The organism is Granulosicoccus sp. 3-233 (assembly GCF_052681095.1).
In genome coordinates this window covers 187,926-212,780 of sequence record NZ_JBQYLE010000001.1, presented here as the reverse complement: position 1 = coordinate 212,780, position 24,855 = coordinate 187,926, and the positions used below count along the sequence as shown (strand labels likewise).

Here is a 24,855-nt window from a genome sequence, read left to right as displayed (position 1 = left end):
TGCTCATTGCAAAGCCCCTTGTGACGGGCGAGTCGGCTTTCCGTTCACATCGCTGCGCAGGTCCGCGACGATGCCTCCAAGGGCAAAACCATTGCTGTAACGCATGTCGAAGGTTGCCGATGACACATCCGTCTGCCGTTCGATCTTCGCCTTCATTCTTTCGTAAACGTCCACGAAACGCTGCATCCTGAGCGCCTGCTCTTCATAGCCAAGACGCACAGTGACGTGGTTGGACAGTACCAGGGTCCTGGATCCGCGCTCGTCCTCTTCCAGCTCCCTCAATGACAGACCGAACGCTGCCAGACTGGCTTCATAGCTGCGATAGGCATCCAGCAGCTCACTGTGCCTGCCATCGACACCGCGAATCTGTGGCAGGTCCTCGAACACTTCACGCCATTGATGGTATCGCGGGTTGTCCAGTTGCAGTTGTGGAGGTGCAAACAATTCAAGACGCTTGCTGAGCAGCTGATCATCGTTCCAGCGCGCACCGGGCTCATGCTCTTCCACATGCACTTCGATGCGACCCGGCCAGACGCGTCTTACCCGGGCGTGCGCAACCCAGGGCAGTTGCTCCACCGAGTGTCGAACATCGTCGATGTCCAGCCCATAGAAGCCCTTGTCGATGTACTGACCCACGGCGTCCTTCAACTTGTCTCGATCAACGTAATCCACGGTGCCCAGTATATCGACATTACTGACAGGAAATTGCTTTGGATCCTGCGCCAAGCCTACAACGCCAACTCCGACCCCAAGCAGGATCGCAAGACCCAGCGCACTGATTGTCCAGCGCATTCGGGGAGACTGGCGCAGCTGCGCCTTCGGCAGCACGGGGCCATTGCCCAGCAATTGTGCTACCGGCGCACTCATGCAGCCAACTCCTCGGTGCTCAGTGTGTCCGCGAGGATATGCAGACACAGCGAGGGAAAGTCCAGACCGGCTTCACGAGCGGCAATCGGTACCAGTGAATGACTGGTCATTCCGGGGGCCGTGTTGCATTCGATGAAGTTCGGCTGCCCTTCGGCATCGAGCATGAAATCGACTCGTCCCCAACCGCGACAATCCAGTGCGGAAAAAGCGGTAAGCGCCATCTCCTGAATGGCCGCTACCACGTCTGCCGGCAGATCGACCGGGCATTCATACACCGTGTCGTCAGCCAGGTATTTCGCCTTGTAGTCGTAGAACTCATCGGCGCCCTTCATGCTGACCAGCGGCAATGCCACACCACCGATGATGCCGGCAGTGACTTCGATACCGGTCATGCGCTGTTCGATGAGAACGGGGCCATAGCGCCGCGCCGCCTTGAATGCCTCGGCCAGCTGCTCAGCCTTGTTCACCATGCTGACGCCGATGCTGGAACCCTCATTGGTCGGTTTGACCACGAGCGGATAGCCGATGACGCTGGCCGCCTGCTCGGCTTGCTCGAGTGAAAAGACTTCCTGCGCCGCCGGTGTCACCACCCCTTTCAGCGAAACCAGCCCCTTGGCACGCCACTTGTCCATGCACAGGGCGGAAGCCAGAACACCGCTGCCGGTATAGGGAATGCCGGCCAGCTCCAGCGACCCCTGGACGATGCCGTCTTCTCCGCCTCTGCCATGCAGGATCAGGAAGGCGCGATCGAAGCGACCGTCATTCAATACGGCAGCTATGTCCCTGCCGGCATCCACGGCATGGGCATCGACGCCGGCTGATGTCAGCGAATCGAACACTTGCTGACCACTCATCAGGGAGACTTCGCGCTCCGCCGACCAACCGCCCATGACCACGGCAACCTTGCCGAACTGCTCTGGCCTGATGGTCAGTTTCTGCAGGATGTGCTCAACCACGAGTTGTTCCCTCCTGGCCGGCACCGGCATCGACAGCGAAATACTCGGGCAGAGTCTGCGCAAGCGCACCGACATTGCCGGCTCCCAGGGTCAGGACAATGTCACCGTCACGGATGATTCGCTCCAGAGCGACCGGGGCATCATTGATGTTCTCGATGAAGATCGGCTCGACCGCACCGCGGTTGCGAATGGCTCGTGCCAGAGCTCGGCCATCGGCACCATTGATATGTTCCTCACCCGCCGCATAGACTTCGCTGAGCAGCAGAACATCGGTCAGCGACAGGGCTTCGGCAAAGTCCTCGAACAGATCGCGGGTGCGGGTGAAACGGTGCGGCTGGAAGATCACCACCATGCGCCGATCCGGCCAGCCACCCCGAATGGCCTTGAGTGTGGCTGCCACTTCTGTCGGATGATGACCGTAGTCATCCAGCAGCTCGGCAGTGCCTCCGGCAAAATGCAACTGACCGTGTGACTGGGCGCGTCGCCCTACGCCCGCAAAACGAGACAGCGCACGCTTGCTCGACTTCACCGGCACACCGAGTTCGAGCGCCACGGTGATGGCAGCCAGGGCATTCAGTACATTGTGCCTGCCCGGCATGTTCAATGCGATGTCGCGAATCTCGCTACTGACGTCGCCACCATCATCGATGCGTACATCGAAGTACATGCGCAAGCCTTCCTGCCGCACATTGGTCGCCCGCACATCGGCTGACTCATCGAAACCATAGGTGCGTACCGGCCGACCGATGCGCGGCAGTACATCCCGGATGTGCTCATCATCGATGCAGAGTATGGCCAGGCCGTAGAACGGCAGATGCATCAGGAAGTCGACGAAGGTCTGCTTGAGCTTCTCGAAGTCACCGCCATAGGTCGTCAGATGATCGGCGTCGATATTCGTCACGATGGACATTACCGGCTGCAGATACAGGAAGGAAGCGTCACTTTCGTCAGCTTCGGCCACCAGCCATTCGGACTGGCCCAGATAGGCATTGGTGGATGAGCTGTTGAGTCGCCCACCGATGACATAGGTAGGATCCATGCCACCTTCGGTCAGCAGGCTGGCTACCAGGCTGGTGGTGGTGGTCTTGCCATGGGTGCCGGCCACGGCAATACCCTGCTGGAACCGCATCAGTTCCGCCAGCATCTCTGCGCGGCGAACCACGGGAATGCGCATTTCGCGCGCCCTGAGCAGCTCCGGGTTGTCTTCCGGTACGGCCGTAGAAATGACCACGACATCGGCATCCTCGACATGCTCTGCGGCATGCCCCTGCATGACCTGCACCCCCAGACCCCGCAATCGCTGCGTCAGCGCATTGCTACCCAGGTCCGACCCGCTGACGCGAAACCCCAGGTGGTGCATGACTTCGGCAATACCGCCCATGCCCACGCCGCCGATACCGATGAAGTGCATGGCACGAACGCGACGCATCTGACTTTTCACGATTGGCGCGATATCAACGACCATCAGCCTGCCACCTCCAGTAGCGCATCGGCGACCACTTCGGCGGCCTTGGGTACGAAACAGCGTCGTGCCGCATCACTCATTGCCTGCAGACGTGAGCGATCGGCGGCCAGCTGAGTCAGCTCGCTTGCCAGTGTGTCTGCCGTGAGTGATGTCTGTGGCATCAGCACCGCTGCACCATGACTCGCCAGATGCTCGGCATTGCGGGTCTGGTGATCATCCACGGCATGCGGAAAGGGCACCAGAATGCTGGGCATGCCCAGCGCCCCCAGTTCGGTTACCGTCATGGCCCCACTGCGACAGATCACGATGTCCGCATCACGATAGGCTGCCGCCATGTCATCGATGAACTCGGTCACCTCGATGTGGGCTGCACTGTTGCCAGCCGTCACTGCCTGATAGCCGTCCCGCACCAGATCGCCATCGATCACACCGGACTGATGGACGACCTTCACCGGCGTGGCCAGGCTTGCAATGGCCGCCGGGACGGTCTCGTTGAGTGCCCGGGCACCGCGGCTGCCACCCACCACCAGAATCCGCAATGGGCGGCTGCTGTCACTTTCGGTGTGATGTGGCATGTCAGCCAGCCGGGCGATATCTGCCCGCACCGGATTGCCGACGACCTGCAAGGCCTGTCGCTCGTCGAAAGCACCGGGAAAGGCTGCGAAAACCCGTCGAGCCCGCCCGCTGAGCCAGCGATTGGTCATGCCGGCGACCGCGTTCTGTTCGTGCAGCACCAGAGGGGTCCTCATCAACAGCGCGGCGATACCAACCGGGCCGGAGACGAAGCCGCCCATGCCCAGAACCGCACGCGGCTTGAGAGAATGGACCAGTCGCAGACTCTGCGCACAGGAGCGCAGCAGTTTCAGCGGCCCGATCAAGGTCTGCAGCAGATTCTTGCCGCGCAGCCCCGCCACGGAAATCCAGCGAATATCGATGCCGGCAGCAGGCACCAGACGGGCTTCAAGCCCTTCGCGGGTGCCCAGCCAGATGACCGGAACATCGCGTTGCCGCAGCACTTCGGCCACGGCCAGCGCCGGGATGACATGCCCACCGGTACCACCTGCCGCCACCAGAACCGGACGGTTCATGAGCCACCTCCGCCGGGAAGTTTCTGACGGGCGCGCAAGCTCAGATTCGCCTCATCGCGCAGTTCCTTCTCGACACGCAGCAGCAGGCTGAAGGTAATGACGAATACCACGGCACTACTGCCGCCGTAGCTCATCAATGGCAAGGTGATGCCCTTGGTGGGCAACAGGCCCAGATTCACTCCGATGTTGATGAACGACTGCAGTCCTATCCAGGAACCGATCCCCATGGCGAGGAATCCGGCAAAACGGTTGCCCTGCCGATCGGCAATCCTTGCCAGACGGAAACTGCGCCAGACGATGAAGCTGTAGAGCAGTATCAAGGCCACGGCACCGATCAGCCCGAGCTCTTCGCTCAGCACTGCAAACAGGAAATCGGTGTGGGGTTCCGGCAGGTAGTCGAGCTTCTGTATGCTGTTGCCGAAGCCGACGCCGGTCAGACCGCCGGTACCGATGGCTATCAGGGCCTGGCTCAACTGGTAGCCATTGCCGTAGACCATGTCGGGGGCAAAGGGCTCGGTGAAGCTCATGAGGCGAGCCATGCGATAGGGGGTGCTCAGGATGAGTGCGGAGCCCACCACACCCAGCACGGCCACGATGGCCAGAAACTGGCTGAAGCGCACACCGGCCACCAGAATCATGATGATGGAGGTCGCCACGATGACCACGGCAGCCCCGAAATCCGGTTCCCACAGCAGCAGCCCGCCTGCCAGGCAGATCAGCAGCAAGGGCCTGAAGAAGCCACCGAAGGTGGTCTGCACCAGATAGCCGCGACGCACGAGGTAGCCGGCCAGATAGACAATCACGAACAGCTTGACCGTTTCGGACACCTGAACAGTGAACAGGCCCAGATCGATCCAGCGCCTGGCACCGTTGACCGATTTGCCGATACCGGGCACCAGTACCAGCACCAGAAAGAACAGCGATACGATGATCATGTGCGGACCATACCTTTCCCATACCGACAGTGGCAGACGGAAGGTGATCAGGGCAGCCATGCAGCCTGCGGCGAGAAAGAACAGCTGGCGCATCACGAAATAGAACGGTGTGCCATAGGTCTTTTCGGCGATGGACATGGAAGCCGAGGCGATCATCAGGGCACCGAACATGGCCAGCGTCAGGATCGCGATCAGCAATGCATGATCGGCCAGCCGGAAACCACTGCCTTGTGACGGAGCCTGTCTCATGGGCCCACCAGTCAGGGTACGACCTGTCGCAACATTGGAAATCAGTGCGCTCATGCCGCCAGCACCTCTTCGACTGCGGCGGCAAACTGCACGCCTCGATCCTCGAAGTTGCGGAACATGTCGAAACTGGAGCAGGCCGGCGACAACAGGACGGCATCACCCGCCTGTGCCTGCTGCCGGCACAGCTTGACCGCCTCCAGCATACTGTCGGCGTCGAGAATGGTGGTCGTCCCTTCGAGTTGATGGGCGATGCGATCGCGGTCGCGACCGATCAGCACCAGTGCTCTGACATGCTCTTCGATGACAGCCCGCAATGGCGTGAAATCCGCATCTTTCGAGATACCGCCGGCAATCAGTATCACCGGTCCGGGCATCGCGCGAATGGCCTTGATGCAGGCATCCACATTGGTCCCCTTGGAGTCGTTGTACCAGCGGATACCCTCGTCTTCCCCGACAAACTGGGTGCGATGTGGCAGCCCGGCAAATCCCGTCAGGCCACTGCTCAGGGCGGTAAAGGGAATGGCCAGCGGTTCGATCAGTGCCAGCACGGCCAGTGCATTGGCGGCATTGTGATCGCCGGGCACGGACAATTCCGACTGCGGCAGCAAGGCGTAATGATCATCGCACAGCCAGATGGTCTCGTTCCTGAGGGTGCGATGCCAGCGGGCGGTATCGCTGTTCGCGCCGCCCATGTCCAGCGTGAAGTAATCACAGGACATCTCGGAAGCGTCAGGCCAGGTTCGCTGGTCATCCAGATTGGCCACGCAATGATCGGCCCCCTGGTAGATCGTGCGCTTGACAGCCGCGTAGTGATCGATGTCCGTATAGCGATCCATGTGATCATCACTGATGTTGAGTACAGCGGCTGCCAGAGGCTTCAGCGACCGGGTGGACTCCAGCTGATAGCTCGACAGTTCCAGAATGATGACATCCGGTTGCTCATTGAGACTGTCCAGAGCGGGCTGCCCGATATTGCCGCAGGCCATTGCATTGATGCCGGCACTCTGCAGTACATGAGCAATCCAGGACACCACACTGCTCTTGCCATTGGACCCTGTCACGGCAATGACCGGCACTTCGACCGCACCGGCAAACAGCTCGATATCACCAATGACATCGATGCCTGCCGCCAGCGCTGCGGACACCGCCGGATTCGCGCGAGGCACCCCGGGGCTGAGAACCAGAAGCTCATAGGTACTGAACAGGGACAGATCGAAGGTGGTATGCACCTCACAACCGAGGCTGACGGCCAGAGTCTGTGCCACCTCTTCCCCGCACTCATCGGCCACATCGAAGCCGATTCCCCGAGCACTGAGGAAGCGGGCAACCGATGCGCCGGTCACGCCATAGCCGACGATCAGCACGCGCTTGTCTTGTAGTTCGCGCGGATCCATCAGCGTATCTTCAGGGTGGACAGACCCACCAGTACAAGAATGACGGTAATGATCCAGAAGCGCACGATGATGCGTGGCTCGGGCCAGCCCTGGAGCTCGAAATGATGGTGAATCGGTGCCATGCGGAAGATGCGCTTGCCTCTGAGCTTGAAGGAGGCAACTTGCAGGATGACCGAGACCGCTTCCAGCACGAATATTCCGCCCATGATGAACAGCACCAGCTCCTGTCGCACCATGATGGCCACAGCCCCCAGGGATGCACCGATGCTCAGTGCTCCGACATCTCCCATGAAGACCTGGGCCGGATAGGTGTTGAACCACAGAAATCCAAGACCGGCCCCAACCATGGCACTGCAGAAGACGGTCAGCTCGCCCGCTCCCTTGATATTGGGTATGCCGAGGTAGCCGGCAAAGATGGCATGTCCGGCCAGGTAGGCAATCAGGCCGAGACCGGCGGCAACCATCACGGACGGCAGGATCGCCAGCCCATCCAGACCGTCGGTCAGGTTCACGGCATTGCTGCTGCCCACGATGACCAGGAAGGTGAATGGAATGAACATCCAGCCCAGATAGACGGCAGCATCCTTGAAGAACGGCACGATCAGTTCCAGCTCGGCACGCTCGCCGGCGGTGACATACAGCACGACGACGGCAGCACCGGCGACCAGTGTCTGCCAGACCAGTTTTTCGCGCGCCGTCAGACCGACAGAGTTGGACAACACCACCTTGCGGTAGTCATCAACCCAGCCGATGGCACCGAAGCCGATGGTGACGAACAGGATGATCCAGACCTGACGCACGCTCAGGTCCGACCACAACAGGGTGCTCAGGGACACGGCCAGGATGATCATGGCACCACCCATGGTGGGTGTTCCCGCCTTGACCAGGTGCGACTGTGGCCCATCGTTGCGTACCGACTGCCCGATCTTCGCGGCGGTCAGCCAGCGAATCAGTCCTGGTCCCACCAGCAGACAGATGACCAGTGCCGTCAATGCCGCAAAGATGGCCCGCAGCGTGATGTACTGCAGCACACCAAAGCCGGGATCCAGCTCCGTCAGCCATTGTCCGATCAGCAGCATCATGAGGATGGCTCCTCGGCCACACCGCTGACCCGCGCGCCAGCAGCGGTCGGCATCAGAGCCTTGATGACGCGCTCCATGCGAGCACTGCGAGACCCCTTGACCAGTACCGTCGTGTCCGCCCCCAGGCGCTCGCTCAGATCGCTGATCAAGGCCTCCTGGTCAGCGAAATGTCCGCCTGCAGGCGCCTCGTCGCCGGCGAAGGCCTTCCAGGTAGCCGACGACAGGGGACCGGTGGCCCACAGGCCGTCGATACCACTTTCCCGGGCATAGGCACCGAGCTGGGTGTGCAAGGCTTCAGCGTTCGCGCCCAGCTCGGCCATGTCGCCCATCACCAGGTAGCGGGTGCCGTCATAGCGCGCCAGCACATCCACGGCCTGACGGGCTGAGTCAGGGTTGGCGTTGTAGCTGTCATCGATCAGTTTGGCCCCACGCAGTCCCGGCTTCTTCTCCAGCCTGCCGGGAACCGGGCGAACGTTTTCGAGTCCTCGCAGAATGTTCTCGGGCTGCACGTCAAGGCACTGTACCGCAGCAACGGCGGCCAGCGCATTGAGCCGATTATGGTCACCACTGAGCTGGAAATTCGGCTTGAGGATCTGCCCCATCGTCCTGATCGCCAGTCCGGGTTCGGCTACCGCCTGAACATCAGCGCTCCGTGCAAGGCCGAATTCGCGCACATGGCAATGCGAGGCAGCCTGACGCATCACATCGGCAAAGGCATCATCGGCATTGATGATGGCATAGCCTTCGGGTTTGAGCCCACCGAAGATCTCCGACTTCGCCGCAGCAATCCCCTCCACGCTGCCAAAGCCTTCCAGATGGGCTTCACCGATCTTGGTGATCAGCGCCACATCGGGTTCGGCAATACGCACGAGATGAGCGATCTCGCCGGCATGATTGGCCCCCATTTCGATGACCGCATAGTCGTGCTCTGCACGCATCTCGAGCAGCGTCAGTGGTACGCCGATATCGTTGTTCAGGTTGCCTCGCGTGGCCAGCACCGGACCCAGCTGTCGCAGAATGGTGGCAATGATTTCCTTGACCGTGGTCTTGCCGTTGCTGCCGGTAACGGCAATCAGCGGTGTTTCGAAGCCGCGCACCCAATAGCGCGCCAGTCGACCAAGCGCGTCGCGAGTATCGGCAACGCGCAGCTGTGGCACCGTGGTGTCGAGGTCTTCGTGCACCAGAACGGCAACCGCTCCGGCCTCCACCGCCGCCTCGACAAACTCATGACCATTGAAACGATCACCCTGAATGGCCACATACAGGTCGCCGGGCTTCAGCGTGCGCGTGTCGATGCTGACGCCGCTGAAGTCATCGGCAACAGCAGTGCCGCTGGCTGGCGCTACCAGTCTTGCCTGCAGAGGTGCCAGGCACTCCTTGATTTCCAGACGGAAACTCACGATGCCTGCTCCAGCGCGGCCAGCGCTTCAACACGATCACTGAATGAATGACGGGTGGTACCGATGATCTGGTAATCCTCGTGGCCCTTGCCGGCGATCAGTACCAGGTCGTCACTCGCGGCATGCGCGATGGCGTAGGCTATGGCCTGTGCCCTGTCGGCGATCACCTGTACGGCCTCCGGCTGGCGAAAGCCCTGCAGGGCATCGGCGATGATGTCTTCGGAACGCTCGGTTCGAGGATTGTCATCGGTCAGCACGACATGATCGGCCGCTTCGGCGGCGGCGGCCATCGGCGCCCGCTTGCCGGGATCGCGATCGCCACCGCAGCCGAAGACAACCCACAAGCTGCCGCGGCAGTGCACTCTGACCGCATCGATGGCCACGGCAAGCGCCTGCGGCGTGTGCGAGAAATCGATGACAACCGTCGGCTGATTATCGTGGCCGAGACGCTCCATGCGGCCGCAAACCGGAGTCACGGAGGCCAGTGCGTGACGCGCCTGATTGGCAGCGACACCGCAGGCACGCAGACAGCCGTAGCAGGCCAGCAGATTGTCGACATTGAAGCGCCCCAGCAAGGAGGTATCGACATCACCGACAGCATCGCCTTCGGCCAGTGAGAAATGCAGACCACTGTCGCTGGCCCGGATGTTCGTTGCGCGGATGATGCAGGCTCTGCCGGCAGACTCGGAAACTTCCGTCGAGGCGTCGCCATGAAATGCGAACTGTGCGAGTCCTTCGCCCTGCGTCAGCAATTCCCGGCCCAATGAGTCACGACCATTGACCACCATCGCCTCCAGCCCGGGCCAACTGAACAGACGTGCCTTGGCCGCTCGATAAGCCTCGAGGCTCTGGTGATAATCCAGATGATCACGCCCGAAGTTGGTCAGCACGGCCACATCCAGCGCCAGCCCATCGAGGCGCCCCTCGGCCAGGCCGTGAGATGAGGCTTCCAGGGCAACCGCCCGGGCCCCCTGATCCCTCATGACAGCCAGCATGCGATGCAGACTCACTGCGTCAGGTGTCGTCAGTTCGGTCGACTGCAGTTGCTCTCCCAGCCCCCACCCCAGAGTGCCGATATATCCGCAAGGCTGATCGATGGCCGTGAGAGCCTGCGCAATGAAGCGGCACACCGACGTCTTGCCATCGGTGCCCGTGACGGCGATGAGCTTCAGGGCACGATCCGGCTGTCTGTAGAAGCGCGACGCCAGACGCACGTAATGGCTGTCCAGGTCCTCGATGGCGACCAGCGGCACCTGCTCTGCACGCAGACTATCGACTGTGGAGGCATGCGCTGACATGACATCCCGGGAACACAGCACAGCAACGGCACCGGCGGCAACGGCCGCTTCGGCGAAACACATGCCATGGGTGGTGCCTCCGGCCAGGGCCAGATACAGATCACCGGACTGGACAAGACGGCTGTCCTGACTGAGACCCTGCAGTTGCAATTTCGGCAAGCTCTCGCAGGTGTAGTCGGTCAACAGTGAATCCAGCGTCCATATCGGGGAAGTGGCCATCATCAGGAGCGACCACCATTGTCGATCTGCTGAGGAATGAACTGAACGGATACCTGGTCGCGCGAGCCGTCGATATCATCCGGCTCGACCCCTTCAAGACGCAAGCCGTGCGACATGACTTCCGCGAATACCGGCGCGGCCACGGCGCCCCCGAAATGTTTGCCATTCTTCGGATCATGCACAACCACCACGGCGGCAAGCTGAGGATTCGTCGCCGGCGCAAAGCCTGCGAAAACCGACACATAGCGGTCTTCGGCATAGCCGCCGGATTGTGATCTGTGTGACGTACCAGTCTTGCCGGCCACACGATAGCCGGGAATCCTGGCCTGCTTGCCGGAGCCTTCGATGACAACCGATTCCAGCATGCGCTTCACATCGTGGGCGATATCTTCATCGATGACTGAATGGCCGGCCGGCACAGTGTCCGAATCCTGAGCCAGGAAGGACACAGGCATCATCACACCGTCATTGGCCAGTGCTGCATAGGCATGGACCAACTGCAAGGCTGACACCGAGATGCCATAGCCATACGACACACTGGCCTGCTCGATGTGGTGCCACACGGCCGGCGGATTGAAGTAGCCATCGACCTCGCCCGGAAACTCGCTACCGGGCGGTCGGCCGAAACCGAAGGAGTCGAACACCGACCACATCTGCTCGGCTTCCAGCTGGCGAGCCACCTTGCTGATACCCACATTGCTGGACTTGGTGACGATACCGGTCAGGTCCAGCCAGCCGTGATCCTTGCCATCGTCACTGATGACGTACTTGCCGATGCTGTAGTAGCCCGGTGAGGTGTAGACGATATCCTCGGGCTTGAACTTCCCGGAATCCAGCGCCGCAGCAATGGTGAAAGGCTTCATGGTCGAACCCGGTTCGAACACATCGGTCAGTGAGCGGTTGCGCTGACGCCCGCCAACACGATCTGCCACGTCGTTGGGGTTGTAGGTGGGATAGTTCACCATGGCCATGACTTCACCGGTCTTCACATCCATGATCACGATGGAACCCGATTCGGCTGCATTTTCACTGACCGCTTCCTGCAGTGCGCGGTTGGCAAAGTACTGCAACTGCCGATCGATGCTCAGTCGCAGATCCTTGCCGGGAACAGCCGGATCGATGACATTCATGCCGGCGATTTCACGCCCCTTGCGATCCTTCAGGATTCGGCGCAGTCCGGGTTTGCCGGAAAGCCAGCTGTCGTAGGCCAGCTCCAGACCTTCACGTCCGGTTTCATCGATGCCGGTAAAACCCACGACATGGGATGCAGCTCCGGCGCTGGGATAGTAGCGACGGTACTCGGATTGAACGCCGAGACTCTTCAGATCCAGCGCCATCACCCGGTCGACCAGTTCGGGAGCAACCTGTCGCTTGATGTAGGCAAACACCCGACCCTGGCTGGCAGCCCTGGCCATGCGCTGCTCCAGCTTGTCGGGATTCTCACCCAGCAGCGAGGCGGCCTGACGAAGCTTTGCCGGTTGCGCAGACAACTCGGCCGGATTGCCGAACAGCGACGGAATCGGCGCACTGATGGCCAGTGGATCACCGTGTCGGTCCAGCAGATCACCGCGACTGGCGGGAATGGCCACCGTACGGATCTGCCGCTGCTGACCTTCGTTGCGATAGAACTTGTCATTGATGATCTGCACCTGCACCGCGCGGCCAATCAGCGCCAGTGCCAGACAGGCGAAACCGAACAGCACCAGACCTCGACGTCTTGACCAGTCCGAGGCGGGTGATTCCTGTATGTCTGTGTATTGTCTGCTCATGGTCAGCGCACGATCATGACCGTACCGTCCAGAGCCGGATAGGTCATGTCCAGTCGATCGCGAGCGGCTCGTTCAACTCGCCCGTGTTCCGAAAAGGTGCTCTCCTCGATCTGCAGCTGACTCCATTGCACGTCGAGAGCGTCGATGATCTTCTGGCTCTGGCTGACCTGCATGTAGGCGCGCGTACTCAGATATTTCGAATACAGCACCATCATGGCCGAGCAGAAGCACAGCGCCGTGAGCAATACCAGTGTCAGTGCCATTCGGTTCATGCCACACGCTCCGCCACCCGCAGGACTGCGCTGCGCGCCCGCGGGTTGTCTGCCAGTTCATCCTTGCCGGCCTTGATGGCCTTGCCGACCAGCTTCCAGGGGTGCGTATCAACCGCCGGTTGTGGCAGATGCCGCGGTATGCGTGCATCCGGTACCGGGCTGCGCAGAGCCCGCTTGACCAGCCGATCTTCCAGCGAGTGGAAACTGATGACCGCCAGACGACCACCGATCCTGAGTACGTCAACAGCCGTGCTCAAGGCCTGCGATACGGCATCCAGCTCGCCATTGATACGAATGCGGATCGCCTGAAAACTGCGCGTCGCCGGATGATGATGCCTTTCCCAGCGCGGATGAGCAGCCTTCACGATCTCCGCCAGCTGCCCCGTGCGAAGAATGGGCTCGACAGCACGCGCGGCAATGATCGCACCGGCTATGCGCCGTGCGTATCGCTCTTCTCCGTACTCTCTCAGCACCTGCACCAGCTCACCCTCGTCTACGCCTGCCAGCCACTGCGCGGCTGACACTCCACTTGTCGGATCCATGCGCATGTCAAGTTCCCCGTCGCGTGAAAAGCCGAAACCACGCTCTGCCACATCCAGCTGCGGCGATGACACACCCAGGTCCATCAGCAACCCGTCCACTTCCCCCAACCAACCCTGCTTCTGCAGCACGTCCCGCATGTCAGCGAAGTTGGCCTGACAGATCGAGAACCTCGACTCGCCGGCAAACCGCTCATGCGCATCTGCAACGGCTTCCGGATCCCGATCCAGAGCCAGCAACTGACCGGCTTCTCCGAGCCGTGACAGCAGGTACCCACTGTGACCACCACGCCCATAAGTGGCGTCCACATACTTGCCTTGTGCGATCGGCGCCAGAAAATCGACGGCCTCGTGCATCAGCACGGGGACGTGACTTGCCACTGCCTTGTTGTCGCTGGCAACCATCAGAAGGAGATATTCAGCAGTTCAGCCGGCGCGTCGGCGGAATTCGGATCAGATTCTTCCTGCTTCCATTTTTCACACTCGTGCTCCCAAGCCTGCTCATCCCACAACTCGAATTTGTTGCCCTGACCAATCAGGAAAGCCTTGCGACCTATTCCCGCGTATTCCCTGAGCTCGGCCGGGAGCAACATCCGCCCCGTGGCATCCAGTTCCAGCTCGGTTGCATAACCGATGAACAGTCTCTGGACTTTTCGCGCTTCCGCCGAATGATTCGGCAGTTCCATGAGCTTGCGCTCGATTTCCTCGTATATGGCCATCGGGTAAATCAGGAGACAGGCTGCGGAGCGGTTGTCCACCGTGACGACCAGATCACTGATGGCGTTCTTTTCCAGATTGTCCCGGTGGTTCTTGGGCATTGCGAGGCGTCCCTTGGCGTCAACACTCAATTTTGTTATGCCCCGAAATCGCATGTTGTGTTGCCAAAAAACCCACTTTTCACCACCAAATGGCACTGGGCCCCACTATACGACCCCTGCACTGCACGGTCAATGAAAAACAGGCGCTAAGTCCATGTTTTTACTTGCAAAGCGGTATATTTATGTTACGCGAAAGGCATATAGCAATATCAATGACTTACAAGTGTTTCACAGAATTGAGGTGAGAAGAAGGGAGAATTGGTCCACATTTACTCGCACCCCTAGACGAACGTTGCAGAAAGTTTGCAATTGCCTGTCTGCCGCCACGAGCACAGCTCCAAACTCCCGTTGATCGCACGCTGCAGAGCCGAAAAACCTGCCCTTGACGACCAACGCTATCCACGAAACGGCAAGGACCAGAGAGCCGGTTCAGCGTCACCTGACACGTTTCCAAAATCGGAATCGCGTCACAAATCACCCGAACAAAACCCTGTTTCATTTCGATTCAGGAATCAGCCATACCGCCGTACTGACGGATACGGAACCAAGAAAACTGGCGAGAATGGACTGTGAAGGAAATAGAATTAGAGAACGTCAAGCGATGGATCACGACGAGCAATAACAAGGTGTCCCACCCGGTCTCGATCAACACGACCTGCCCGGGATGTCACATGAACGTTGCATTCGCCACCCGGCGCCGACACTTCGATGCGCAGCGCGACACACTGGCATTTTCGTCGGAATGTCCCTCCTGCAATCTGGTCACGCATTTCTGGATGACTCACATGAGCTCCCTGACCGATGGCAATGTGGAGGATGAACCCGCCTCCCTGTACATGCTGCCGACCTCGGAATCTCGCCTGAACCTGTCTGCCATCAGCGAGTTGCTGCCGGACAATGCCCTGCAGTACTGCGCCTCGACTCAGGATGTCTTCCAATCCGGGAATCACACGGCCACCCGGGTCATGGTCAAGTCGACCCTGGACTCGATATTCACCAGCTTTCTGCCCAAGGGCAACAGCCACTCCAGCCTGTTCAAGACCGTGCAGGACTCACTGCCTGCCGTGGGGCTGGACGAACCACTGATGAAGCTGGCAGCATCACTGAGAAAGGGAGAGCCTCTGGATCGGCTGCTCGCCAACTCCGACCCGGCCTCGCCGGAGACCGCTGAAGCCCTGATGAAACTGGTGGAGAAGCTGGTCCACTACCTGTACGTCATCCCCAGAGAGTTCCAGGAGCTGGACCAGCAACTGACCGAACTGAGCCAGCAACTGCCGGCATCCAGCGAGGCTGCCGGGGAGGATGTCGACCAAAGTGACAGCGAGGGCGCGACGGCGGAGACAGATCCCGACCAGCCGGAGGTGCAGGCCGGCGAACAGCAGCACGCGGCCTAGGGGCGCTGCAGGCGACTGCCAGCAAGCGCAGCCAATGAGGCATGATTCGTCAGAAAAAGGAGTTGGCCATAAGCCGGGTTCTGTCGAGGATCATCATTCATCTAGACGTCATGTCACCATGACGCTCAAGCGACCTACCCGGGAACAGCGCGGACCACGCCAACGTTCCCCTATTTGGTCTTGCTCCAGACGGGGTTTACCATGCCGTCGAATGTTGCCACCGACGCGGTGCGCTCTTACCGCACCCTTTCACCCTTACCGGTAACCAGCATGCCTTGCGGCAGTCTCGTTACTTAGGCGGTTTGCTCTCTGCTGCACTTTCCGTAGGCTCACGCCCCCCAGGGATTACCTGGCGCCTTGTCCTGTGGAGCCCGGACTTTCCTCCATCATCCGACCTGCTTGCGCAGACGTCTGACAGCGATGACCTGGCCAACTCCAGCGCGGATGGTATCACCGTCCCTGCAGCTTGAGGGCGCGATCGTAGGCTTGTTTCTTGGTAATGGCACACAACTCTGCAGCACACTTGGCCGCAGTCTTTACCGGCAGATGTGGCAACAGCACTGACAACGTCTTGTCCAGATCAACAGCCAGGGCCTGAGAGCCTTGCGCAGCACCATCCTCAGTCTGCCCGGCGACGACCAGAACGAATTCGCCGCGCTGCTGGTTGGCATCGTGCTCGACACGTTCCAGTACCTGCGACAAACTGCCGTGAATCAGCGTCTCGAAGCGCTTGGTCAGCTCCCGCCCAAGAGTCGCCAGCCGCTGCTCGCCGAACTGGGCGACCATGTCACGCAAACTGTCCACGATGCGGTGCGGGGACTCATAGATGACCAGCGTATGCGGCACCGCTTGCAATGCCTGCAACCAGCTCTGCCGGGCAGCACTGCGAGCAGGCGGGAAACCGACAAACTGAAAGCGGTCGGTAGGCAGGCCGGAGACGCTGAGTGCGGCGGTCACGGCACAGGCGCCCGGTATCGGCGATACCCGAATACCTGCCGCCTGACAGGCTCTGACCAGCTTGAAACCCGGATCACTGATCAACGGCGTACCGGCATCGGTGATCAGTGCCGCGGACGCCCCGGCTGTCAGATGCTCGATGACCGTGGCAGATCGAGCCTCTTCATTATGTTCATGCAGCGTCCAGACGCGGGTTTCGATGCCATGATGGCGCAGCAGGGGTAAACTATGCCGAGTATCTTCCGCGTAAATCCGATCCACCTGCTGCAAGATCCGGATCGCGCGGGCCGACATATCGTCACGATGCCCGATGGGCGTTGCCACAATGTAAAGAGTACTCTCCGACGACATGATTGACCTGACAAGCCTGCGACACCCTGTGCGAAGCCGTGTCCGACTGACGCTGGTGCTGTTGTTGACCAGCGCTCTGGCCGGCATTCTGACCGGCTGCGTCACCCCTGCCGGAGCACCGCTGGCTGACAGCCCGATGAATGCGAGAATAACAGACCCTGCCGCACGGCGGCAGCTGCAACTGGGACAACCGGTTGCCGCCGCCGACATCTACAGCAAACGGGCCGCCCGTAGCCGCAATGCCGAGCAACAGCAGGACTACCTGCTGCTGGCGGCCGAAATCCTGTTCGATCGCAATCTGGGCACCGAAGGCGCGTTGCGACTGGCCCAGGTACCGACCGATCTGGCGACGGCCGAACTGATGCAGCGGCGCGACATACTCGTTGCCAAGAATCACGTCTTCAATGGCGAAGCCGAAGCGGCGCTGGCAGCATTGCCGGACCCTGAGTTCATGGATAGCCCCTTCCAGCGGGCTCGCCTGTACGAAACACGCGCCCAGGCCTACAACCTGCTGGACGATCCGGACAACGAATTGATAGCCAGAATCGAGCTGGAAAACCAGATAGACAATCCAGACATCATCCAGCGAGGTCATGAGCAGATCTGGCAGCTTCTCACCGCTCAGCCGCAGGACACATTGCGCAGCATGACCACCAACGTGCGGGGCGATGTCTATCAGGGCTGGATCGAACTGGCCCTGATGCATGCCTCCGCCGGCGCCGATACCGGAAAACAACGCGACGGCGTCGAGCTGTGGCAGGAACGTTTCCCCGTTCATCCCGCCAACCCCGAATTCGTGAACGCCCTGTTCATACCCAACGGCTTCGACATGCAGACCGATGGCCAGCCGGTCTCGCAGGTGGCGGTATTGCTGCCTCTGTCAGGCAGCAATACCGCGACGGTCGCCGCTGCCATTCGCGATGGCATCGTCGCCGCCTACGAGCAGTCCGGCCAATCCAGGCCGACTCCGATACTGCGTTTCTACGATGTCGGTGACAACACCGGTTATGTTCGCACCGCCTACGACAATGCGATCAAGGACGGCGCTGATGCTGTTATCGGACCACTACGCAAGGAGGCAGTGGCGGCCATCGTGTCGCAACGCGAAGTGCCGGTTCCGACCATCACACTCAATACCGTGGAATCCTCGGGTCTGCGCGGGAACACCAGCAACATCATCCAGTTCGGACTGGCACCGGAAGACGAGGCCCGGGCAGCGGCCTCTCGAGCCATCGGCCTGGGCCTGAAAAATGCCATCGTGCTGCAGACCGGTGACTCACGCGGCGATCGTGAAACCCGCGCCTTTCAGGATGCCATGTTCCTGTATGGCGGCGACGTCGTGCATGTCGCCGTGCTGCCGGACGACAGCTACGACTACTCGACACAGATCAGGGAGGCACTGTCCATCGACAAGAGTGACAACCGCTTCCGCCAGCTCAGCAGCACCATAGGAGAAAAACTGTTCTTCGAGCCCTCCATCCGCAACGATGTCGATGTCGTCTTTCTTGCGATCACCTCCGAACAGGCTCGTTCCGTGCGACCGCAGCTGGACTTTTTCCACGCCCGCGACATCACCCGGCTGGGCACCTCTCGCGTAGCCTCCCTGAGTGATGACCAGAAGAACAATCAGGATCTGAACTCCATCTTCTATCCGGATGCCCCCTGGGTTCTGAGAGAATCCATGCAACAGGACCCCTTGTACCAGAGCATTCAGCAGAACTTCCCGTCTGCCGATGGAGCCTATGCCAAACTCTATGCATTGGGCGCGGACGCCTGGACACTGGTTTCGAACCTTGACAGCCTGACGCGCGGTGAGCGCCTGCAGGGCTACACAGGGGCACTGGAACTCAGCCCGGAAGGCCATATCCGGCGTTATCTGGACTGGGCCCAGTACATGGACGGCATCAGCACACCGGTGGAGAGCGTCGACGCACCGCCACTGCCATCCATTCGGGCTGGCAGCATCAGGAACTGATCGAGACCTGCCATCGCTGGCAGGAAGCCGCAGACACAGCCGGGACAACAGACAGGACTGACGGGGCTGGACGCCCCATCCGTTCAAGCGGACTTACAAGGCAGGGAGGCCTTGCAATGCAGACACGGGATCAGGGAAACATTGCCGAGAATCTGGCACGCTCATGGCTGCAACACCATGGCTATCGATTCATCGAGGCGAATTATCATCGGCGGGTCGGCGAAATCGACCTGATCATGCAGCATCCGGACGAACGTACCGTCGTGTTCGTGGAAGTGCGATTCCGATCCCGGCAGCAATTCGGTGGCGCTCTGGAGAGCGTCGATTTTCGCAAGCAGAGAAAGCTGCGGCGAACCGCCAATGCCTGGTTGCAGCAACATGCCGACGACATGACGCCAGCCCGAATAGACGTACTGGCACTATCCCCTGCCGATGAAAACACGCCCTTGCAGCAGTGCTGGCATTCTCATCAGGTGCTCTGGGTCATCAATGCCGTAGAAGAATGATCCTGCCATCCAGCTTGGCCGAGCAGCACCGCGTGACACTCAGAAGCTGGAGGCGGCTTTCCTTGACTTCGTCGTCTTGCCAGACTTTTTCGACTTGCCCGGCCGCTCGCGCAAAGGTGGAACCCGCTTCAGGACGTCATCGCGCAACAGATGCAGCAAACCGGCGGTGTACATGATCTGGTTGCGATTCACCGAGGCAGAATCGAACTCGCTGACACCCGACAACTTGCGCCGCAGCTTGAGCATGGATTGCTCCAGATAACCCACCGAGGTGCCCAGGGAATAGGCGATATCCTCTGTCGACAAACCGGAAGCCAGACCCAGCACATACCCCAACTGCTTGGTGTTGAATGTATCGAGAAGCGGTTTCGAGAAGGTGCTGGAAAAATCCGGTGTGGTCATTACCCGGTTGTGAAACAAAGTGGTCCGAGTCTCGAGTGCCGGCAAGGCAGCCTGCTTGAGCGCTTCGAACCCACTGCTTTCGCGACTGACGATGGACGCCGCAGCCACACCGCGCTCATCCGACATCAGAGGAATGGTCAGACCGTGTCTGAGACCGTAACTGCGGGCCACTTCCATGATCTCGCGACTGACAGCATTACGCAGGATATAGTCGCTGGCTATCTCACCGTCCCAGTCGAGCGTCTGCCGAGTCCCTTCCTGCAAGGCCACGATGAGTGGGTCGTACTTGAAGAATTGTGCTTGCTGGTAGTGATCCAGGAACGCCGACTCATAGCCACTGGATACGATATAGACCGGATTGATCTGGAATTCGGTCTGGATGATGGCCTGCGGAATGATGCTGTACAGAACGCCATCAAAACCCAGGCGAACGACTTCCTGTTGATAGATATCAAAGGCCGTCTCGAAGGAATCTGCCTTGAGCAAGGCCTCAACGTAATCGTGCAGACTGGCTTGCATGAGAATCATCCTGATGGTCGCAAGTTGTGCCCCGGCACATCAGAACCGCAATGAGATCATTGCCAACCCTGTCTGCCGAACTAACGAAAAATCATATCACCTGTGAACATGAATACCATGTAACACGCACGGTTTTGAGACTTTCTTCTCAGAGGCAGAATAGTTCCTCTCCAGCGTTTCGCCAGATTCCGATCCTACTTGACGATCTTCAGACTCGGCCTTTTGGCCTCCGCCGGTGGCTTGGGCGCCGTGTCAATGTCCGGCTTGCCGGGACCGTCGGGATTCGGGTCTGGTGGCGTTGTATCATCCTGTTCTCCAAACATCATGCCCTGTCCGTTTTCGCGCGCGTAGATGGCCAATACACTGACTACAGGCACATGGACATCCATGGCAGTGCCACTGAAGCGGGCGTTGAAGGTCACCGCCTCATTGCCGAGCACAAGACTGTGGGTGGCTTCGGGACTGATGTTGAGAATGATGCGACCATTCTCGACAAAGGCGCGGGGCACTTCCACCATCTCCAGGGAAGTATCCACCAGCATGTAGGGTGTGAATCCGTTATCCACAATCCACTCGTACAGAGCGCGGATAAGGTACGGTCGGCTGGACGTCATGAGTGCTCCATTTCGCGTTCTACAACGCTCAAACTGGCCTGAAAACCCGGGCGCGCAAACATGCGCCTGGCATACTGCATGACCGGTGCAGCTGCTTCAGGCAATACGATGCCATAAGCCGGAAGACGCCACAACAGCGGCGCCAGCGTTGCATCCAGTATCGAATATTCTTCACTGAAAAAATACGGCATGGCAGCGAACACGTCGCTGGCAGCCACCAGAGACTCTGCCAGCATGGCTGCCGCCTCGTCTGGATTTTTGTCCTGCCGAACGGCATCCGGCCGTAAAGAGTACCAGTCTACGCCAATGCGGTACAAGGCAAGACGGGTTCTGGCCCGGGAAACCGGATCGACCGGCATCATCGGCGGATGCGGATAACGCTCGTCCAGGTAGTCGATGATGACCCGGGCATCGTACAGCAGCAGCTCACGATCGATGAGTGTCGGCAGATGGCCCGATGGATTCAATCGGGAAAATTCCTCATCGGGCTTGCCGGGATCGAGATGTCGTACATCGGTAACGAGATCCTTTTCCGCCAGAACCAGCCTGACCCGATGACTGTGAATACTCGATGCATCCGAATACAACACCATGGCGGAATGTCGGTTAGCGCTCGCAGTCAATGGAAATCCTCTTCGTGAACACGATGGGCCATCCAGCGATGGCCCATGCGTATCGGATCACAATGCCAGTGCAGCATTGCCATCGCTGTCAACGCCTTACCGCAATGGCTATACGACGTCTTTCCAGTACTCTTTCTTGAGAATGTAGGCTATGCCGAGCAACAGGAACAGGAACAACATGACGTACATGCCAACACGGTGGCGAGTTTCCTTGATCGGGTCACTCATGTAGGCCATGAAGTTCGTGATATCGGCAATCAGATCATCATACTCATCCGGTGACATGGAGCCTTCCTGAGCAAGCTCAAGCCCGGTGATGGGCCGTGCACCATGGACTTCTTCGCCATAGACAGGTGTCTGCAGACCTTGCAGGTCCCACAGCACATGAGGCATGGCAGTACCCGGATACACCAGGTTGTTGACGCCAGTGGTGGCAATTCCCGGGTCCACGTAGTACGACTTCAGGTAGGTGTAGATCCAGTCCACGCCACGAGAACGAGCAGTCAGCGCCAGGTTCGGCGGTGCAACACCGAACGCCTGCTTGCCGTATTCGCTGGTCATGTTGTTGACCATCAAGGAACCCACCTTCGTGCGCTCACCGGCCTCATCGGTAGTGAAGATCAGATTCTCCATGACGTCTTCTTCGGACAGTCCGGCATCCTGCGCAAACCGGCTGTAACGCTGGTAGTCAGCCGTGTGGCAGCCCATGCAGTAGTTCACGAATGCCTGGGCACCGCGCTGCAGAGACTTGTCATTGCTCTGGTCGATCCGGGGTGATTCGAGTTGCACCCCCACCGATGCCGCCCGTGACTGGCCCACATACAGCAGCGAACCGGCAGCCAGAACCGCAGCCGTGGTCAGAACCAGCAGACGCTGGTATTTGCCGGTTTGCAAATCTGTTCTGCTGAGCACCTTCACACGTCCTCTTTTCGTCTGTAAACGAGCGGCTTCCAACTGCGCCTGCCGCCTTGTCTGTTGCTGCGAACCGTTGTGTCCGATCACGATGTAACCCTCTCAGGTACCGGCTTGTTCTTCTCGTTTCGACTGATGAAGAACAGGGCGATGAAATAACCAAAGTAGATCAAGGCACAGATACGAGCAATCAGGGTACCTACCGGTGTAGGCGTCTGCATGCCCATGTAACCGAGAATGACGAACGCAGTGGCAAAGGTGAACAGCAGGACCTTGTAGGTCGTGGAGCGGTAGCGAATCGACTTGACCGGGTTGCGATCGATCCAGGGCAACAGGAACAGCACGAAGATGGCGCCGCCCATGGCAATGACACCACCGAGCTTGTCGGGTACGGCCCGCAGGATGGCGTAGAACGGCGTGAAGTACCAGACCGGTGCGATGTGCTCAGGGGTCTTCAATGGGTCTGCCGGTACGAAGTTGGCGTGTTCGAGGAAGTAGCCGCCCATCTCCGGGGCAAAGAACACGATGGCAAAGAACACGATCAGAAAGACCACGGCACCCAGAAAATCCTTGACGGTGTAATACGGGTGGAAAGGAATGCCGTCTTTCGGAATGCCTTCTGCGTTCTTGTTCTTCTTGATCTCGACACCGTCGGGATTGTTCGAGCCCACTTCGTGCAGTGCCATGATATGCGCGGCCACCAGGAAGACCAGCACCAGGGGCACGGCGATGACGTGCAGGGCGAAGAAGCGGTTCAGCGTGGCATCGGACACGATGTAATCACCCTTGAGCCAGATGGTCAGTGCATCACCGATGCCAAAGGGAATGGCGCCGAACAGGGAAATGATGACCTGTGCGCCCCAGTAACTCATCTGTCCCCATGGCAGCAGATAGCCCATGAAGGCCTCGGCCATCAGAGCGACATAGATCAGCATGCCGAACACCCACAGCAGTTCCCGCGGTTTCTTGTAGGAGCCGTACAGCAAGGCCCGGAACATGTGCAGGTAGATCACCACGAAGAACATGGACGCGCCGGTGGAGTGCATGTAGCGGATCAGCCAGCCGAAGTTGACATCACGCATGATGTATTCGACCGAGGTGAATGCCAGATTGCCATCCGGCTTGTAGTTCATGGTCAGGAAGATACCGGTCACGATCTGGATGATCAGCACCAGCAGCGCCAGAGAACCGAAGTAGTACCAGAAATTGAAATTCTTCGGGGCGTAGTACTTGGTGATGTGCTCTTCGAGCATCTTGGTGAGCGGAAATCGCTCATCGATCCAGCCCAGTACACCGCCGCCCTGCTTGTCGAGGTTCGCACTCATGCCGCTACTCCTGAATCTTCACCCACGATGATCGTGTTGTCATCGACAAACCTGTACGGAGGAATTTCAAGATTGGTTGGCGCCGGTACACCCTTGTAGACACGACCCGCCATGTCGAACTTGGAACCATGACAGGGACAGAAGAAACCGCCGTCCCAGTCGGCGCCCAGATCGGCTGGTGCGATCTCGGGGCGATAGCTGGGCGAGCAGCCCAGATGTGTGCAGATACCGATGACGACCAGGGTTTCCGGGCGGATGGAACGCGCGGCGTTCTGTGCATAGGCAGGCTGCTGTTCGACCTCCGAGGCCGGATCCGACAGTCTTTCGGTGTCCGCTTCCAGATGCTTCAGCGTTTCTTCGGTGCGGCTGACAATCCAGACCGGCTTGCCGCGCCACTCTACCGTCACCAGTTGCCCCGGAACCAGCTTGCTGATGTCAGCCTGAACCGGCGCACCCGCCGCCTTGGCTCTGGCACTCGGCGACATTGACCCAATCAGCGGTACGGCCAGAGCAACGGCACCCAGTCCACCAACGGCAGACGCACATTGCACCAACAGGCGCCGACGCTTCGGATCAGCCACATGCTCGGCGACAGACGAGTCCACAGCGGCCGGATTACTAGTAGAAGAGCCATCCGCCGTCACGTGCGTGGCAGAGCTCTTCCGGTCATTCGCACTCATGCGATATCTCCAGGTAAATCGAATTCGTGGCAGTCTGCAACGCCCGGGCAGCATGCAGCTGAAAGTGAACTTTTTCGCGGTCCGCGCAACAACAACCCTGGCAAGGAGCATTTTGCGGGCCACTGACAACCCCTGATTTTATCACAAGGATATGATTGTGCTGGCGGTATACGAGCGCTGAGCGTACCAAGTTGAGTCCGGGAAGACAAAGCCCTCGGCAACAGCTGCTTCCAGACGCAGCAAGGC

The 24,855-nt window shown here is 59.5% G+C and carries 23 protein-coding genes and 1 other RNA gene; 3 read left to right on the top strand and 21 right to left on the bottom strand.

Annotated features, from left to right (window positions below):
* Window positions 1-3: 3 nt before the first annotated feature.
* The 13 genes from ACUNV4_RS00985 to mraZ are packed head-to-tail and all read right to left on the bottom strand — an operon-like array spanning window position 4 to window position 14,405.
* Window positions 4-867: a cell division protein FtsQ/DivIB gene (locus ACUNV4_RS00985; protein WP_430876612.1), complete on the bottom strand. Its 864-nt coding sequence runs from the start codon at window positions 865-867 to the stop codon at window positions 4-6.
* The gene (locus tag ACUNV4_RS00980) at window positions 864-1,823 is read right to left on the bottom strand and encodes a D-alanine--D-alanine ligase (protein WP_430876611.1); all 960 of its coding nucleotides are present in this window, start codon (window positions 1,821-1,823) and stop codon (window positions 864-866) included. Before ACUNV4_RS00980 ends, ACUNV4_RS00985 begins: the two co-directional genes overlap by 4 nt.
* On the bottom strand, window positions 1,816-3,288 hold the full coding sequence (gene murC, locus ACUNV4_RS00975; protein WP_430876610.1) for a UDP-N-acetylmuramate--L-alanine ligase: 1,473 nt from the start codon (window positions 3,286-3,288) through the stop codon (window positions 1,816-1,818). Before murC ends, ACUNV4_RS00980 begins: the two co-directional genes overlap by 8 nt.
* A complete protein-coding gene (gene murG, locus ACUNV4_RS00970; RefSeq protein ID WP_430876609.1) occupies window positions 3,288-4,376 on the bottom strand; it encodes an undecaprenyldiphospho-muramoylpentapeptide beta-N-acetylglucosaminyltransferase in 1,089 nt (362 codons plus the stop codon). The genes murC and murG overlap by 1 nt, the downstream gene beginning before the upstream one ends.
* Window positions 4,373-5,614, bottom strand: coding sequence for a putative lipid II flippase FtsW (gene ftsW / locus ACUNV4_RS00965; protein ID WP_430876608.1), 1,242 nt, complete (start codon window positions 5,612-5,614; stop codon window positions 4,373-4,375). The genes murG and ftsW overlap by 4 nt, the downstream gene beginning before the upstream one ends.
* A complete protein-coding gene (gene murD, locus ACUNV4_RS00960; protein WP_430876607.1) occupies window positions 5,611-6,954 on the bottom strand; it encodes a UDP-N-acetylmuramoyl-L-alanine--D-glutamate ligase in 1,344 nt (447 codons plus the stop codon). Before murD ends, ftsW begins: the two co-directional genes overlap by 4 nt.
* Window positions 6,954-8,036, bottom strand: coding sequence for a phospho-N-acetylmuramoyl-pentapeptide-transferase (gene mraY / locus ACUNV4_RS00955; RefSeq protein ID WP_430876606.1), 1,083 nt, complete (start codon window positions 8,034-8,036; stop codon window positions 6,954-6,956). The genes murD and mraY overlap by 1 nt, the downstream gene beginning before the upstream one ends.
* Window positions 8,033-9,436, bottom strand: coding sequence for a UDP-N-acetylmuramoyl-tripeptide--D-alanyl-D-alanine ligase (locus ACUNV4_RS00950; protein ID WP_430876605.1), 1,404 nt, complete (start codon window positions 9,434-9,436; stop codon window positions 8,033-8,035). Before ACUNV4_RS00950 ends, mraY begins: the two co-directional genes overlap by 4 nt.
* Window positions 9,433-10,956, bottom strand: coding sequence for a UDP-N-acetylmuramoyl-L-alanyl-D-glutamate--2,6-diaminopimelate ligase (locus ACUNV4_RS00945; RefSeq protein WP_430876604.1), 1,524 nt, complete (start codon window positions 10,954-10,956; stop codon window positions 9,433-9,435). The genes ACUNV4_RS00950 and ACUNV4_RS00945 overlap by 4 nt, the downstream gene beginning before the upstream one ends.
* Window positions 10,956-12,722 (bottom strand): peptidoglycan D,D-transpeptidase FtsI family protein, encoded by a 1,767-nt coding sequence (locus ACUNV4_RS00940; RefSeq protein WP_430876603.1) that lies wholly within the window; start codon window positions 12,720-12,722, stop codon window positions 10,956-10,958. Before ACUNV4_RS00940 ends, ACUNV4_RS00945 begins: the two co-directional genes overlap by 1 nt.
* A gap of 2 nt (window positions 12,723-12,724) precedes the next feature.
* Complete coding sequence (gene ftsL / locus ACUNV4_RS00935; RefSeq protein WP_430876602.1) at window positions 12,725-12,994, bottom strand: cell division protein FtsL; 270 nt, start codon at window positions 12,992-12,994, stop codon at window positions 12,725-12,727.
* Window positions 12,991-13,938 carry a 16S rRNA (cytosine(1402)-N(4))-methyltransferase RsmH gene (rsmH, locus tag ACUNV4_RS00930; protein ID WP_430876601.1) on the bottom strand — a complete coding sequence of 316 codons (948 nt, stop codon included), beginning with the start codon at window positions 13,936-13,938 and terminating at the stop codon, window positions 12,991-12,993. The genes ftsL and rsmH overlap by 4 nt, the downstream gene beginning before the upstream one ends.
* Window positions 13,938-14,405 carry a division/cell wall cluster transcriptional repressor MraZ gene (gene mraZ, locus ACUNV4_RS00925; protein ID WP_430876600.1) on the bottom strand — a complete coding sequence of 156 codons (468 nt, stop codon included), beginning with the start codon at window positions 14,403-14,405 and terminating at the stop codon, window positions 13,938-13,940. Before mraZ ends, rsmH begins: the two co-directional genes overlap by 1 nt.
* Window positions 14,406-15,022: 617 nt before the next feature.
* Here mraZ and ACUNV4_RS00920 point away from each other — a divergent pair.
* On the top strand, window positions 15,023-15,745 hold the full coding sequence (locus ACUNV4_RS00920; protein WP_430876599.1) for a hypothetical protein: 723 nt from the start codon (window positions 15,023-15,025) through the stop codon (window positions 15,743-15,745).
* A gap of 54 nt (window positions 15,746-15,799) precedes the next feature.
* Here the strand turns inward: ACUNV4_RS00920 and rnpB are convergent.
* Together rnpB and rsmI are read right to left on the bottom strand one after the other, a co-directional pair.
* Window positions 15,800-16,182: RNase P RNA component class A (rnpB, locus tag ACUNV4_RS00915), an RNA gene on the bottom strand.
* A 13-nt stretch (window positions 16,183-16,195) separates the two neighbouring features.
* A complete protein-coding gene (gene rsmI / locus ACUNV4_RS00910) occupies window positions 16,196-17,053 on the bottom strand; it encodes a 16S rRNA (cytidine(1402)-2'-O)-methyltransferase (protein ID WP_430876598.1) in 858 nt (285 codons plus the stop codon).
* Between rsmI and ACUNV4_RS00905 the strand changes: the two genes are divergently transcribed.
* Together ACUNV4_RS00905 and ACUNV4_RS00900 are read left to right on the top strand one after the other, a co-directional pair.
* Entirely contained in the window at window positions 17,052-19,028 is a 1,977-nt protein-coding gene (locus tag ACUNV4_RS00905; protein ID WP_430876597.1) for a penicillin-binding protein activator, read from the top strand. The genes rsmI and ACUNV4_RS00905 overlap by 2 nt on opposite strands.
* A 116-nt stretch (window positions 19,029-19,144) precedes the next feature.
* Window positions 19,145-19,534, top strand: coding sequence for a YraN family protein (locus tag ACUNV4_RS00900; RefSeq protein ID WP_430876596.1), 390 nt, complete (start codon window positions 19,145-19,147; stop codon window positions 19,532-19,534).
* Between the two features lie 39 nt (window positions 19,535-19,573).
* On the opposite strand, the gene ACUNV4_RS00895 is transcribed toward ACUNV4_RS00900, so the two are convergent.
* From ACUNV4_RS00895 to petA, 6 genes are all read right to left on the bottom strand, one after another.
* Window positions 19,574-20,455: an autoinducer binding domain-containing protein gene (locus ACUNV4_RS00895; protein ID WP_430876595.1), complete on the bottom strand. Its 882-nt coding sequence runs from the start codon at window positions 20,453-20,455 to the stop codon at window positions 19,574-19,576.
* A gap of 194 nt (window positions 20,456-20,649) precedes the next feature.
* On the bottom strand, window positions 20,650-21,069 hold the full coding sequence (locus tag ACUNV4_RS00890) for a ClpXP protease specificity-enhancing factor (RefSeq protein ID WP_430876594.1): 420 nt from the start codon (window positions 21,067-21,069) through the stop codon (window positions 20,650-20,652).
* Window positions 21,066-21,662, bottom strand: coding sequence for a glutathione S-transferase N-terminal domain-containing protein (locus ACUNV4_RS00885; RefSeq protein WP_430877396.1), 597 nt, complete (start codon window positions 21,660-21,662; stop codon window positions 21,066-21,068). The genes ACUNV4_RS00890 and ACUNV4_RS00885 overlap by 4 nt, the downstream gene beginning before the upstream one ends.
* Window positions 21,663-21,800: 138 nt before the next feature.
* Window positions 21,801-22,694: a cytochrome c1 gene (locus ACUNV4_RS00880; protein WP_430876593.1), complete on the bottom strand. Its 894-nt coding sequence runs from the start codon at window positions 22,692-22,694 to the stop codon at window positions 21,801-21,803.
* A complete protein-coding gene (locus ACUNV4_RS00875; RefSeq protein WP_430876592.1) occupies window positions 22,691-23,929 on the bottom strand; it encodes a cytochrome b in 1,239 nt (412 codons plus the stop codon). Before ACUNV4_RS00875 ends, ACUNV4_RS00880 begins: the two co-directional genes overlap by 4 nt.
* Window positions 23,926-24,609, bottom strand: coding sequence for a ubiquinol-cytochrome c reductase iron-sulfur subunit (petA, locus tag ACUNV4_RS00870; protein WP_430876591.1), 684 nt, complete (start codon window positions 24,607-24,609; stop codon window positions 23,926-23,928). Before petA ends, ACUNV4_RS00875 begins: the two co-directional genes overlap by 4 nt.
* Window positions 24,610-24,855: the final 246 nt, after the last annotated feature.